Source organism: Psychrobacter sp. UBA5136, assembly GCF_002414005.1.
GTDB lineage: Bacteria > Pseudomonadota > Gammaproteobacteria > Pseudomonadales > Moraxellaceae > Psychrobacter.
This window is the reverse complement of sequence record NZ_DHYG01000043.1, coordinates 82582-97702: the sequence shown is the minus strand read 5'-3', so window position 1 is coordinate 97702 and position 15121 is coordinate 82582. Positions and strand designations below refer to the sequence as shown.

Below are 15121 nucleotides of genomic sequence, written 5' to 3'. Positions count from 1 at the left end.
AGGATATTTTGACTATAGATAAAAAAGACCATCCGTAGACAGTCTTTTTATAAATAAATCTAACCGTACTTAACCATAAAATCTAGAGCAAAATACGGCGTGGATCTGCTAATAAAGTTGCGATATAACGGGTAAATACGGCGGCATCAGCGCCATTAATCACGCGGTGATCATAAGACAATGATAGCGGCAACATCAAACGCGGCTCAAAGGTTTGCTTACTCGCATTCCAGCGCGGCTGCATGCTGGCTTCTGACACCCCTAAAATACCCACTTGCGGCCAATTTACCAATGGCGTAAATGCCGTACCGCCTAGATTGCCTTGGCTAGAGATGGTGAAGCTCGCGCCTTGCAACTCTTTAGCGGTCAGCTTCTTATCACGCGCTTTCACCGCAAGCTCGCCTATCTCAATGGCAATCTGTTTTAGGCCTTTATCTTGCACATTTTTGATAACAGGGACAATGAGGCCATCATCGGTTGCGACCGCAATGCCCATATTGACGCTTTTACGTAAGATAATTTGGGTATTATCGTCACTTAAATGACTGTTAAAACGCGGATGCTGCGTTAACGCATAAGCGGTTGCTTTGACAACAAAGGCTAAAATGGTGAAGCCAATACCTTCTGCTTTCATGCCACCTTTGAGCTCACCACGCAGCTTTTCAGTTTCGGTGATGTCAGACAAGTCAAACTGCGTCACTTGCGGCAGCAAGGTATTGTAATTGAGCTGCGGTATTGAGACTTTTTGTAGACGGCTTAAGTCTTGTACTTCGGTCTCACCCCATATCTCGCTATTACTCATATCGGGTAAGCTTGGCAGGCTTGAGCTTGCCATACTGCCGCTAGCAGGCGCCGCTTTTTGTTTGCTCAAGCTGTCTTTTACATGGGCAAACAAATCTTCTTTTAAGATACGGTCGTTAAGCGCTGATCCCCTCACTTGCGTGATATCAACGCCTAATTGACGCGCAAGCTTTCGCACAGCAGGACCAGCATAGATATCAACCATTTTTTCGTTGACTTGTGCTTCGGTCAGCTTATCATTTGCAGCGCTCGTATTAGGCGTAGATTTAGCGACTTGTTTAGGCTCGCCAGTCGTCTGTTTGTTGGCTTTTTGGTCTAAATCCGCTTTTTTATCTGACTCAGCTGGTTTTGACTCTTGCGCCTCAGAATCGTCAGATTCAGACTCATTAGCACTATTACTGGCGCTATCTGCACCTTCACCAATGATGACGATAAAATCTTGGCCATTAGCGACCATATCGCCCGCTTGTACTAAGATTTTTTCAATCTTGCCTGTTTCTGGCGCTGGTACTTCAACCGACGCTTTATCAGACTCAATGAGCAAAATTGATTGATCAGCAGTGACCATATCGCCGACACTAACCATAATCTCAGCCACTTGCGCTTCATCAACACCTAAGTCTGGCAAGGCGTGCGTCGTTGCTTTTCCTATTTCCGCGCCTGCTTGTTTTGCAGGTTGAGAAGTATTTGCCTCAGCTGCATTAGCATCAGTATCGTTTTGCTTCTCTGCTTGCTGACTATCCTGCGCTGCATTTTGTTTGTCAGTGCTTTCTTTCTCAGCGCTTTGTTTATCATTGCTTTGACTATCATTTTGGCTATCGGCATCTGCTTCGCTTTCAAGCTCAATAAGCACCATGCCTTCGCTGACTTGGTCACCAACTGCCACGCTAATTTTAGTCACTCTACCGGCAGCCGAGCTTGGTACTTCTACTGAGGCTTTGTCAGATTCTAATAAAATAATATTGTCATCTTTTGCAATAACGTCGCCAACTTCGACCATAATCTCACTGACTTCGGCGCTATCGACTCCCAAATCGGGGGCTTTAATGTCCATCCGTAATTCTCCTTATATTATATTGCCTTGTCTTTCGGCTATTCTTTGACGTCGTCATCATTGAGTAAGGCAGCATCGGCTGGATCTTCTGCGCGGCCTTCGCTACTTATTTCGTCATCATCTTCACTGACAAACTCTGGCACAGGGTTCGGATGTACATTGTCAGGGCCTGGCGCATCTGGGAAATGATCATAATGCGGTTGTTGTTGCCATGCAGGTGGTTGATCCGCTTCGATACCAAAGCTTGAAATCGCATCTTTGACCAGACGCATCTCAACTTCACCTTCATCGGCTAAGCGCTTAAGCGTAGCAACCACAATGTGCGCAGCATCGACGTGAAAGAAGCTACGTAATTGCTCACGAGTATCCGAGCGGCCATAACCGTCAGTACCCAAAGTCGTATAAGGACGGTTATCAGGTAACCACGCGCGGATTTGTTCTGGATAATTGCGCATATAGTCGGTCGCCGCGACGACGATACCTTCGTGCGGGGCAAGCTGTTCGGTTACCCATGGCACCACTTCTTCATCCATTGGATGCAGGCGATTATAGTCATCACAGGCCATACCGTCGCGAGTCAGCTCGTTAAAGCTCGTTACGCTCCAAACGTTGGATGAGATATTAAACTCTTCTTGTAAGATTTTTGCCGCTTTTTGCACTTCGCGTAAAATAACGCCTGAACCTAATAGCTGAACTTGGCTTGAGCCATTGTCTTCTAACAAGTACATACCGCGCTTGATGCCTTCTTCCACACCCTCTGGCATGGCAGGTTGTTCGTAATTTTCATTCATCAAGGTCAAGTAATAATAAACGCGCTCGCCCTCGCCATACATACGGCGCAGACCATCGTGCATAATCACTGCCAGCTCGTAACCAAAACATGGATCATAAGACACACAGTTTGGCACAACGTTAAATAAAATCTGCGAATGACCATCTTGATGCTGCAAGCCTTCGCCGTTTAGCGTGGTGCGGCCAGCCGTTGCGCCAAGTAAGAAACCTTGCGCCTGACAATCACCTGCTGCCCATGCCAAGTCGCCAACACGCTGGAAGCCAAACATAGAGTAATAAATATAGAGCGGAATCATCGGCAAGGCATTAACAGAGTAACTGGTTGCCAGAGCAATCCACGTACTCATCGCGCCCGCTTCGTTAATCCCTTCTTCTAACATATGACCGTCGATGGCCTCTTTATAACCCATCAAAGCTTCGCTGTCTTCAGGAGTATATTTTTGTCCAGAAGCCGAGTAAATGCCCAATTGACGGAACATACCTTCTAAACCAAAGGTACGCGCCTCATCAGGAACGATGGGCACAACGCGATCTTGAATGTCTTTATTTTTTAACATTGCTGCTAGTAGACGGACAAACACCATGGTGGTCGATTGCTCTTTACCATTACTGCCTTTTAGCACCCGATCAAAAATAGACAACTCTGGGATATTAAGCGGGATATGGCCACTACGGCGATTGGGCAGATGACCACCTAAGGCTTCGCGGCGACCTTTTAGATACTTCATCTCCAGCGAATCTTCTTTTGGACGATAAAACGGCAGCGTCTGTAACTCTTCATCGGTAAACGGCAAATCAAAGCGGTCACGGAAATACATCAAGGCTTCATGGTCAAGTTTTTTGATTTGATGCGTTTTATTGACCGCTTGCGCTTGGTTAGACAAACCATAACCTTTAACGGTTTTGACCAAAACAACGGTTGGCTGACCTTTGGTTTTCATGGCTTCACTAAAAGCAGCATAAACCTTCATAGGATCATGACCGCCGCGGTTTAAGCGTGAGATATCATGGTCGGACAGCTCATTTGCCATCTCCTCTAACTCTGGATATTTACCAAAGAACTCTTTACGAGTAAATTCAGGCGTTCGCGCTTCATATAGCTGATATTCACCGTCGACCACCTCTTCCATCCGGTATTTGAGCACGCCAGTGTCGTCTTTATCTAACAAGGTATCCCACTGGCCGCCCCAGATGACTTTAATCACGCGCCAGCCAGCACCGCGGAATACCGACTCCAGCTCTTGAATAATCTTACCGTTACCGCGCACAGGGCCATCAAGACGCTGCAAGTTACAGTTAATTACCCAAATTAAATTATCCAGTTTCTCGCGACCAGCAAGCGAGATGGCACCTAAGCTTTCTGGCTCATCGGTTTCACCATCACCCAAAAAGGTCCAAATCTTGCGATCTTCTTTTTCTAGCAAGCCGCGGTTTTCCATATAACGGTGCACGTGCGCATGGTAAATGGACATAATCGGGCCCAAGCCCATTGAAACGGTTGGGAACTGCCAATAATCTGGCATTAAGTACGGATGCGGATAGCTTGAAAGACCTTTACCCCCTACTTCACGGCGAAAGTTTTCTAGCTGCTCCTCATTTAAACGACCTTCTAAATAAGAGCGCGCATAAATACCGGGTGCTGAGTGACCTTGATAATAAATCATGTCACCACCGAAATGGTCGCTCGCCGCACGGAAAAAATGGTTAAAGCCGGTTTCATAAAGGGTCGCACTTGAGGCGAAAGTCGCTAAGTGACCGCCTAAATCATCATCGTTTTTATTGGCGCGCATGACCATTGCCAAGGCATTGTAGCGAATCAAAGCACGAATCTTACGCTCAATCGTTAAATCGCCTGGGTACATTGGCTCATCTTCGACGGCGATGGTGTTGATATAAGCGGTATCGAGACGGTTAAATGGCAGCCCTTCTTGTACCGCCATGTTGTATAACGCTTTTAATAAAAACTGCGCCCGATCCTTATCGGCATGTTTGATAACGGACTCAAAGGCTTCCAGCCATTCTTGGGTTTCGGTGCTATCAGCATCCTTATAATAGTTCATCTTAATTAATCCTTTTTATCAGTCAGTCCTGCATGATGACAGGGTGTTATTAAATCAGAATGTGGTATGGGTATTAATGAGCAATTGATTGGCTTGATGACTTCCCTATAACTTCCTTGCTGCATCTAAGCATTACAATATCGTTCGCGGCGATGATAATAAGTCTAAACAATGTGTCTCACTGTGCATTTGCATAAGGGTAAATAAGCATCGTCGTAAATTAAACGTCAGCCATTATGCGACTATCATTATCAAATGATAATGACACTCTATTATATGTATTTATTGACAGTTTGTTTATAGCTATGAAGAAATGCCGAAATGACAAGTATTTTTGAAATAAATAGTGATTAGTTATTAAAAGAATATTTGTAGACAGATTAGAGATTCCCTATTACAGTTTTAAGTGCAACTTACTTATAAAAAAGTCAAAAAGCTAGAACAGGATTACAAAAATCTACCAGTCGTTAAACGTACTTGGAATAGATAAAACTATAAATACTTTGCATTTTACAATTAAATAGCAAATTTTCTAGAATTACATCATAATCATTAAAATCTTGAGATGCTATGTCATTCATTCTTAATATAAGATTGAATGACATAGTGTTCGATGATAATAAGAGCATTTAAACTCAACAAGCGAGTAAATGGTGACATGAGAATTAAGGAAGAAACATTTTATGAAGCGCCTTAGTCTTTTAAAGATGATTTCATCAGCCGCTTTATTCTCTATAGCTTCATCCAATGTAGCTTTTGCTAATAATGGAGTAAAAATGGAGTTAATTACTAATAAAGTAGTTAAGGAAGAACGAGGCAAAACAGTTTATGTACCGGTAAGAACTGCGTCAGCTGGAACTATTATTCAGTATAAAGCGACTTATACTAATACTTTAGCGCAGGATATTAATGACCTAACTGTTACACTACCAATTCCTTCCAGCATGACATTTACTGGAGAGGCATATCCTATTAGCGCCCAGGCTAGTACAGACGGAAAAAACTATGCTGATATGCCGTTAATGCGTCAGTTAGCTGGTAAAGTCATTAAAACTCCTCTTTCTGAATACCGTTATGTTCGTTGGAATATTAAATTCTTACCGGCAAAAAAAACTGCTACCGTATCGTTAAATACAATCGTTAACTGACTTTTTCGATACACCTATTACCTTACTATAAGGTTGATCCTATGCCGCACTCTGCCATTCAAGCAGCCATTTATAAAAAGTCTTTATATACTGCGTTATCAGCTGCAATGCTATTATCAGCGGTTTCTTGTGCATCAACGCCAAGCACTGCGCCAAAAGCCGATACAATAAAAACGGCGAACTACTGCCTTAGCAGCAACGATACTGAAACACTAGCGTCTTCTAAAGCTCAAAGCGCACAGCAGCGTGCTATGAATTGCATGTTAAACGAGTTGCAAACTTATCAACAAAAAAGCATGAGCGCGCGGCAACAGTATTTTGCTTACAAAGCTCAGGCTTGGCTAAACTATGCCACTCATAAAGACAGTATGAATAGTCGCTCAGACGCTGGCGTGCAAGCTGCTCACGCTGCCGAAACTATTCTAGAAGCATTAAAAAATAACAAAATTGAAGAGCTTGAGCTTATTGAAGACATTCCGTCGACTTCTGCGCTCATGCGACCTGATTTATGGGCAACACTAAACGCTCTTAAAGAAAGCGGCGGTACCAATAGCGCGCCACGCGAAATTGCCTTTAGCGAAGTGGCATTAATATGGGCGGCTGCCGACCAATGTGAGCGCGGTGCAAAATCATCAAACAGCCATTTTCGCATGGCAGATCGCTGGCTTGAGCAAGCGCGCGAGGCTTTCGTTAACGCTCACGACTCAAAAACCAACGTCGCTTTAGAAGCACTTATCGTGCGTTATTATGAAGCATACGCGCCTTTAGATTCAAGCGATGATACTTGTAGCGGTCAAGTGCTACCGATTATTCATAAAAATTAGGCGCATCAAGCAAACAAGCCATTTCAATAAAAACACACAACAAAAAAGCCGACATCGAGTCGGCTTTTTTACAACTGTTATCTGACTTAATACTTTAAAATAACTCAATAAAATTAGTTATTTTTACGCGGTAATTTTTCTGGTAAGTAGCAACGCAGATAAGCGATAGATGCGGTATTTGCTTCTTGCAGATACTTATCAGTAATGCTTTGATGTCGGCGATAAGAAACCGTAAAGATAGCATTAATGATACTAAAAGTAATCAATAGTACATCTTGAATATCTTCAAACTTTGGCATCTCATAACGCTCTGAGAGACGTTTGTATACCAATTGCACCACTTGATTGTCCATATGCTCACCATAACTGTCCCCTTCAAAATCAGGCGTATTGGTGTCATAAATCAGTTTGGCTTTGGTTTGGTCTTCATCAAATATCTGCACGCAGCGCTCAATCAACGCGGTCAAATACGCTTGCCATCTATCATAATTAACCGTTTCAACCGTTGTTAGCACTTCTAAGATATCGATGGCATTTAAAAAACGCAGCGCTAAAAATATCGCTTCGATATTTGGGAAAAAATGATAAGCAGAAGCTCTTGGAATGCCCGCTTCTTCGCAGACAGCCGCTAAAGTAATATCGTTAATCGCTTGAGTTTCACTCAATTTTTTCGCGCCCATCAATAGTTTTTGACGGCGTGCGCGACCTTGCTGACTGGTAAATTTAAATTTATTCGGCACCAGCTTTTTTGCCAGCTCCGAATCTACCAGTACATCTTCAATTTTGTCGTCTTTGTTTTCAATCATCATAAATCTCTTAAGGTTACGCCCTATCTTTATAAATATAGTCTTCATCGGATAGTATTTGTCCTAAATCGAAGGACCATTTTCTATCAACCAGCAATTTAGGTTCATAGCACCGCTACTACACTCAACGAAGAAGCATGATAAACGCTTGTACACTATCAAGCAAGGGACATGAATAGGTTAAAAAATAACTCACTAATTACTAAGTAAACGGGGTTAATTGTGAAGTTTAATTTTCGCTCTTATGATACCATGATCGATGACTCTATCGGCATAATCCCACTTTAAATGGTCATTAAAATAGTCAACTCGTTCAACCTGACCGAGCGAAAACTTACTATCAGGTAAAAACTCTTCAGAAACAAACAACTGATCAATCACTTCAGGCATACCCTGATAAATGTGCGTATAAGCGACATCTTTCATCCAACCATAACGTGCTTGGATGCGAGCCGCGTCAAATAAAGCAACATCACGCATGCTTTTATCATAATTGACCTCGCCTGTTTCACTCATCAGTTGGGTGGTGACGCTACCTGTGACATCATTCATATCACCCAACAAAATCAACGGCTCGCGCGTATGATGCAAGCGCTCAATGATGGACATACGAATAGAAGCGGCTTCGGCAGCGCGCATACATAAGCTACGCAGTTTGGCACGGACACGTATATTTGGATCGTCCATGTCCTCTAGCAGCTGACCATTTGCATCGCGTAAGAAAAAAGCCCGTTTACTTTTTAAATGCGCGGTGACAATCGTTATCGGCTGACCAAAGGCATTCACCCGTAACACGAGCGGCGGACGATTAAAGCGCTGATAAGGACCGATATCAGGGATATCGATGACCGCTTTTGGCTCTACGTCTTGCAACACACTGCTTTCTAATTGTTCAAAGCGCGTGATAATACCAACGGCTGGCGTGTGTTGCGCGCCCCTGCCTTGAGTATAAGAGTCTGCACTATCATTGCTCGCCAGCGGAATCACCACATGCTCAGGCTTAAAGCCCAACGATACTGCCAACGCTTCGAGCGCATGACTGTCCCATACTTCTTGGACGGCGATGATATCAGCATGCGCCTTTGCCAACAAATCGGTAATACCGCGCAGCTTGTGTTCATATTCATCAGTGGTGTAAGCAGGCGCGTTTTCGTAATAAATTCGATTAGGATTGGCAAAATTAAGTAAATTGGCTGTTGCGATATAAAACTGCTTAGGGCTTTTGTCTTCAGCATTATTAACCATAAATTACCTGTTATTATAATTATTATTTTTGATAATTGTCTTCTCACTAGCGACGGCTTACACCCTATATTCATATATAAAAATATACAGTAAAAAAGCCTCCAAAGATATCTTTGGAAGCTTTAAAATAACACAAATCTGGCTATAATCGTCTATCTGTAGGGTTAGTTCTACAATCAAACTAACTCTAGTAATGAGAGAGTAAGCTTTCGTATAATTTACTTACTTAGGTTAATTAAATCATTAGTGAAACTTAATCATACCTTAGCTTTTCGCCAGAATGTTTTGTCAAACTATAATTCTTATAAATCATCATTTATTAAGATACGCGGTTCCATGCGTCACGTGATGCGCGGCGTGCTTCATTCCATTCCATACGCGATTCGCCTTTTACTTCATTCCATGAGCGCTCTAGATCTGACTCATGGTCTTCAAAACGGGCATCCGCTGGATAACGCGCGCGATTGGCATAACCGACAGCATAGGCTGGGTGTAAATCACGGTCAAAATCACGGTCTTGATTGTAGTAATCAGTATTGGCATATTCCGCGCGCCAGTAAGCTTCTTCGCGGGTCGGATCAATCGCTTCTGCTGCTGCGTGACCTGCGCCGCCACCAACGATAGCGCCAATAGCACCACCAATTAACGTTCCTAGTGGACCTGCCATTGTACCGATTGCCGCACCTGCTGCTGCGCCGCCAACACCGCCAATGCCTGTACCGAGTGGATGTGAGCCTGGCTCACCGGTGATAGCATCGGCATTTAAATCTTCTTTACTTTCTTTCGACATATGTTTTACGGAATCGCGGTCAATGGCATCGCGATCGCCTACCATATTGTCATTTTCATGACCAACAACTCTATTGCCGTTGATATCACGTTCGACTGCGGCCACACGACGTTCGTTATCGTCAACAATACGGTCTCTATTGCCTACTTCAACATAGTCATCATTGATTACACGGTTGTCAGGGTCTGTCATACGTCCATCATTATTCATAATATTATCCTTAAATTATTTGTTATATATTGGATTTATATATTGCTAACTTATTAACATCCAAACGCTACACGTTAAGTTTAAAAAATTCTTAAGTGTGAGAGTCATTTGGTAGCCAAGTACTAAAGGTAAGTACTAGAAATTAAATGTTATAAATCAGCGGCCTCACTTAATTCATCTAAAGTATAGGAATTTATCAATAATGACCGATAGACAGGTTATGTAAACTATGTCCAAATTACGATTGTCTTGCGTTACAGCCTGTATCTTTATCACAATTTTGTAGGGCGGCAGAGCATTTTAGGTAAATTTTGGCTGCGCCATTATCGGCTTTAAGCGGATCTCTCAGGTATTTATATGATTTTTAGCGCTCTATCTACGGCTTGTTGCCATTTATTAAGATGCTGCTCACGAATATCGCTAGACATTTCAGGTTCAAAGACGCGATCAATCTGCCACGATGCTTGTATCGTTGCCTCATCGTACAGTCCTGTTTTTAATCCAGCCAATAACGCTGCGCCTTTGGCAGTGATTTCTGTGTCTTTAGGACGCAGTACCGGCACCCCTAATAAGTCAGCTTGAAACTGCATCAGTAAGTCGTTATTAGCGGCCCCGCCATCTACTCTTAATTCAGTAAGGGGATGCGGGCTGTCTTTTTGCATGGCGATCAGCACATCGTAGGTTTGATAGGCAACGGCTTCCAGTGCTGCGCGCGCAATATGAGCTTTGGTGGTGCCGCGGCTCATACCTGTAATACTGGCACTGATATCGGAGCGCCAATAAGGCGCAGCAAGCCCTGTAAATGCTGGGAGTAGTACCACCTCTTCACTGCTATCCACTTGCCGTGCTAAATCTTCAATATCACTGCTTTGTTGAATCATCCCCAAATTGTCACGCAACCATTGCACGATGGCACCTGCCATAAAAACACTGCCTTCCAAAGCATAAGTGACTTCTCTTTTAGGCGGCTGCAGCATCCGTCTGCCAGATTGTACAATTTGATCAAATGACAGGTTTTCTGGCCGAGTTGGCGATGATTTTCGTTGCCAAGCGATGGTTGTCAGTAGTTTATGCTCACTGAGCTTTGGTGTTTGACCGATATTCATCAGCATAAAACAGCCGGTGCCGTAGGTATTTTTTGCCATACCCGCATCAAGGCAGCCTTGTCCAAACAGCGCCGCTTGTTGATCGCCCAGTACCGCCTGAATAGGAATTTGTTTGGCAAACAGACCTTTTTTGGTTTTACCAAAATCGCCATCCGATGCAAGCACCTTGGGCAATATGCTCATCGGTATGGCAAAACAAGCACATAATTCCTCTGACCACGCCAACTTATGAATATCGTATAACAAGGTACGACAGGCGTTGGTCACATCAATGACGTGCTCGCCGCCGGTCAATTTATAAATAAGCCAGCTGTCTACCGTGCCGACAGCGACCTCCCCTTTATTGGCGCGTACCCTTAATTTGGGATCGTTTTCTAACAACCACGCAATTTTACTGGCGCTAAAATATGGGTCTAACCGCAAGCCCGTGATACGCTGTATCTCGCTTGTCATATCATCGTGACTACTGTCAATGATACCAAGATGGTTAAACGTACTACTGGCGCTTTTTAGCGCAAGCGTTTGACAGTAGTTTGCGGTGCGGCGGTCTTGCCAAATAATAGCCGGCGCTAAAGGTTTGCCCGTTTTTTTATCCCAAATGACGATTGACTCGCGCTGATTGGTAATCGCAATGCTAGTAACGTCGGTTGCCAGCAGTCCTGCCTGATTAATCACATCATGGGCACAGCTAATCTGCGTTTGCCAAATCTGCTGCGCATCTTGCTCGACAAAACTTGCCTGCGGGGTTTTTAAAGTCGTCGGCTGCTGGGCCATTTTAAGCGGACGAGCATGGTCATCGTACAATATCGCGCGACTCGATGTGGTGCCTTGATCTAACGCTAAAATATATCCTGCCATCGCTCACATCCTATTTTATATAATGTCATTTATTTTTTACCTACCTATTTTTAGTAGGTTTTACAGTCATATATTTATAAATAAACTCTATTGCCTGCTTTAAGCCGTATCAGCACAAGCCTTTATCAATCATTCTTAAATAATGTTATTATTTACCTTAAAAGTAGACACTTAACACAAAAAAATCGCATATTCAACGCTAAAACAGCAAATAATAAGCATTGACCCGTCACTATTGTGGCACTACAGTGTACGCTTTGTTGTGAATAACCAATTTTTGCTTTTTATTAATCGTCTATAATATGGCCCTGTTTGCACAGGGGCAAATGAAAATTTATGATATCAACGCTTCTGTGTACGACACGTATTTAAACACGCTTTAAAACCTTGCATTCTAATTAATGGCTTATGTGACTTATGAAATTTGCTTTATCAACTCTGTCTACTGCTGTGATGACGGTTACACTCATGAGCGTCGCTGCGTCAAACTCTGCAAGCGCTAACGATGATAATGTGCTGTCACAACACGAGGTAACGCCAGTAGTAGTGACGCAAATTATTGACGCGGACAATCAAAGCAATCCTCAAACTCAAAAAAGCAAAGCACAAAATAAAGCGTCATCGCCAGAGGTTGAGATGAATCAAGTAGAGCCAAATGCTCGCTTAACCACCCTTGTCGACCCGATTACCCATAAAAGTATTGATAATAGCTATCCTTTAGAAGTATCTAGTTTGCTCAGCCTTGAACAAGCGCAAAATATTTTATTGCAAGTTTCTCCAAAAATTGCCGCCAATCAAGCCGCGATTGCAGCCAGTGAATACCAAACTGACGCCCTAAAAACTATAGACAATCCGCTAGTATTTGCGCGCGTTTCTGCCAACGCCTATAACTTGGACGCCGATATTGATTTATCGACGCTCAAAAACGGCATCGTTAATGATATTAATAATAATGTTGATAGTGTTATTCCGCCGATACCAGATGTACCTTTGCCAGATTTTGGTGAGTTAATCGGTGAGCGTCTCCCCGACTCTTACAACCTAAAACGCTCAGGCTCAACGACGGGCGCCGGCCTTGGTGTGGTATGGCCTATCTATACCGCTGGGCGCACCGCCGCATTAACGGGCGCTTCCACTGCTCGCACCCAAGAAGCCGTAGCAGACAGCTTACTGGATAAAAACGAGCTGTATAACACCTTAATCGAGCGTTACTTTAAGGCTCAATTAGCCATTATTGCCGCCTATTTACGTGCCGATGCTTATGACACATTGCAGCAAACCGACCACATGGCGCAGCGACTTTTTGAAGAAGGGTTTATCTCACGCGTCGATCGCTTAGAAGCACAATCAGCGCTTGCCGATGCAAAAAGTGAGTCGGTCAATGCCAATAATGATGCGCGGCTGGCAATGATGGCACTGCAGCGTCTGTTGCGTACCGATTATCGTATTAAACCAAGCACGCCTTTATTTGTCTCTAGCCGGCCTTTACCGGACGTCAGTTATTTTCAGGACTTAGCACTGAATAATCATCCCGGTCTGCAAAAAGTCGCGGCTAAACGGGCGCAGGCGCAGCAGCTGCACGCCCTATCGGATACGGGCTACAAACCTACCGTCATGCTATATGGTTATGGTCAAGTTGAAAAAGACCCAAGCTGGGTTGCTGGTATTTCAGCAAGTTGGAAGCTTTGGGGCGGGCTTGATAAAACCGCTTCCTTAGCCTCGAGCAATGCCAAAATACGCCAAGCGGATTTGTCTGAGATTGAAGTTAGTGACAATTTATTATTGCTGGTCGAAAAAAACTGGCACGATGTCAATAACGCCCAGTCACGCTATCAAGCTCTACAAAGCAATGTGGATCTGGCAGCAGAGGTGTTACGCCTGCGTCAACTTGGTCTGCAAGAAGGCCTCAACACACCGATCGAAGTCGTGCAAGCGCAAACACAATATCTAAAAGCGCGCACCGAGCAGGCGCAAGCAGCACATACTTATGTCCAGTCGCTTGCCGCGTTGATGCAAAGCTGCGGCACGCCCCTTGCTTTTAATGCTTATCTCAACGCTGCTGATATTCGCCTACCGACCTTGTATGACAAATAGCTCATTTAGTAAGACACATTAAATAATAAGATTAATTGCTAAGATTAAATAGCACCAAACTTATTCTGCTTATTACTGACTTTATTGCTTTAGGAATCTTTCTGTCATGACTGAATCTACCAACGAATCAGGCGACTCACGCAAATTAAATGATTCAGACCCATCAGCTGCATCGCATAGCAGTCATAATGAGCAAACGTCTGCTGCTGATTTTGATGCGTCTGAACCTGGCGTCGATACGGCTGATATTGAACAAGAGCAAGCAGTGCCGCCCTATAAACGCGAGCCTGCAAGAGCGGATAAATCTGCCACGATAAAAAAGGCGATTTTAGCGCTCCTCGTGATTATTATATTAGGTGCTATCGCTTATGGTTTATACAAAAGCGATGAGCACAGTGAGTCTGAAGTCATCACCTTACAAGGTCAGATGCAAATGCAGCAAACGTCCATTGCCGCAAAAGTGCCAGGACGTATTGCAAAAATTCTGGTCACAGAAGGCGATGCAGTTACCGTTGGGCAGCAGCTCATTGAGATGGACTCACCTGAGATTAACGCTAAGATTAATCAAGCGCGTGCTGGCAAGCAAATGGCCCAAAGTCAGCTCGATAAAGCAGAAAACGGCGCCCGCCCGCAAGAAATTGCACAGGCAAAAGCGGCGTGGCAAGCCAATAAGGCGGCGTCCGACTTGGCAGAAAATACCTATCAGCGCGTCAATCGTCTGTATGAAGAAGGCTTGATGGCACGGCAAAAACGTGATGAGGCCTATGCGCAGTATTTGGCTAACAAAGATAAAACGGAAGCGGCGCGCCTGCAATATGATTTGGCAATGGAAGGCGCTCGTAGCGAAGATAAATCTGCTGCAACCGCCCAAGTTGCTCAAGTCGATGCGCAGTTAGAAGAAGCGCTGGTCGCTAAAGAAGAAGCCAATCTAAAAAGTCCGATTGCCGGTATCGTAGATAATGTTATCGTCAACGCGGGCGAAGTCATTGGTCAGGGCGTTCCTATCCTAACCCTGGTAAATACCGATGATCAATGGGTGGTACTCAACGTCACGGAAAACCATTTAAACCAATTTGCCATTGGTCAGCGTTTTATGGGTACGATTCCTGCTTTGTCTTCACCTGAAAAGCCTTATACCAAACAGTTTACCGTTTATGCGACCTCAACGTTGTCTGACTTTGCTACTTGGCGCCCAACCAATAATAATGATGGTTTTGATGTGCGCACCTTTGAAGTCAAAGCGCGACCATCAGCGCCTGATCGTCGTATTCGCTCGGGCATGAGCGTGGTTGTCAGTATCAACCCAGCCCTTGTCAATCAGACCCAAGAGTAA

General features: G+C 44.0%; 10 protein-coding genes. 4 read left to right on the top strand and 6 right to left on the bottom strand.

What is annotated here, in order from left to right; all coding sequences use genetic code 11:
- Positions 1-82: 82 nt before the first annotated feature.
- Both B4240_RS06345 and aceE read right to left on the bottom strand, forming a co-directional pair.
- Complete coding sequence (locus B4240_RS06345) at positions 83-1855, bottom strand: 2-oxo acid dehydrogenase subunit E2 (protein ID WP_296237577.1); 1773 nt, start codon at positions 1853-1855, stop codon at positions 83-85.
- 38 nt (positions 1856-1893) lie between these two features.
- Entirely contained in the window at positions 1894-4707 is a 2814-nt protein-coding gene (gene aceE, locus B4240_RS06340) for a pyruvate dehydrogenase (acetyl-transferring), homodimeric type (protein ID WP_296237575.1), read from the bottom strand.
- Positions 4708-5390: 683 nt separating this feature from the next.
- Here aceE and B4240_RS06335 point away from each other — a divergent pair.
- Complete coding sequence (locus tag B4240_RS06335; RefSeq protein ID WP_296237573.1) at positions 5391-5855, top strand: hypothetical protein; 465 nt, start codon at positions 5391-5393, stop codon at positions 5853-5855.
- Positions 5856-5896: 41 nt separating this feature from the next.
- Positions 5897-6679, top strand: a complete 783-nt coding sequence (locus B4240_RS06330) for a hypothetical protein (RefSeq protein ID WP_296237571.1) — start codon at positions 5897-5899, stop codon at positions 6677-6679.
- Positions 6680-6792: 113 nt separating this feature from the next.
- Here B4240_RS06330 and B4240_RS06325 read toward each other — a convergent pair whose 3' ends face one another.
- The 4 genes from B4240_RS06325 to glpK all read right to left on the bottom strand — a co-directional run bounded on the left by B4240_RS06325 (position 6793) and on the right by glpK (position 11694).
- The gene (locus tag B4240_RS06325) at positions 6793-7485 is read right to left on the bottom strand and encodes a TetR/AcrR family transcriptional regulator (RefSeq protein WP_296237581.1); all 693 of its coding nucleotides are present in this window, start codon (positions 7483-7485) and stop codon (positions 6793-6795) included.
- A gap of 216 nt (positions 7486-7701) precedes the next feature.
- Positions 7702-8730 (bottom strand): endonuclease/exonuclease/phosphatase family protein, encoded by a 1029-nt coding sequence (locus B4240_RS06320; protein ID WP_296237569.1) that lies wholly within the window; start codon positions 8728-8730, stop codon positions 7702-7704.
- A 319-nt stretch (positions 8731-9049) separates the two neighbouring features.
- On the bottom strand, positions 9050-9565 hold the full coding sequence (locus B4240_RS06315; protein WP_296237579.1) for a hypothetical protein: 516 nt from the start codon (positions 9563-9565) through the stop codon (positions 9050-9052).
- Between the two features lie 518 nt (positions 9566-10083).
- Positions 10084-11694: a glycerol kinase GlpK gene (gene glpK / locus B4240_RS06310; protein WP_296237567.1), complete on the bottom strand. Its 1611-nt coding sequence runs from the start codon at positions 11692-11694 to the stop codon at positions 10084-10086.
- Positions 11695-12111: 417 nt separating this feature from the next.
- Between glpK and B4240_RS06305 the strand changes: the two genes are divergently transcribed.
- Both B4240_RS06305 and B4240_RS06300 read left to right on the top strand, forming a co-directional pair.
- Entirely contained in the window at positions 12112-13788 is a 1677-nt protein-coding gene (locus B4240_RS06305) for a TolC family protein (protein ID WP_296237565.1), read from the top strand.
- Between the two features lie 106 nt (positions 13789-13894).
- Positions 13895-15121 (top strand): HlyD family secretion protein, encoded by a 1227-nt coding sequence (locus B4240_RS06300; RefSeq protein ID WP_296237563.1) that lies wholly within the window; start codon positions 13895-13897, stop codon positions 15119-15121.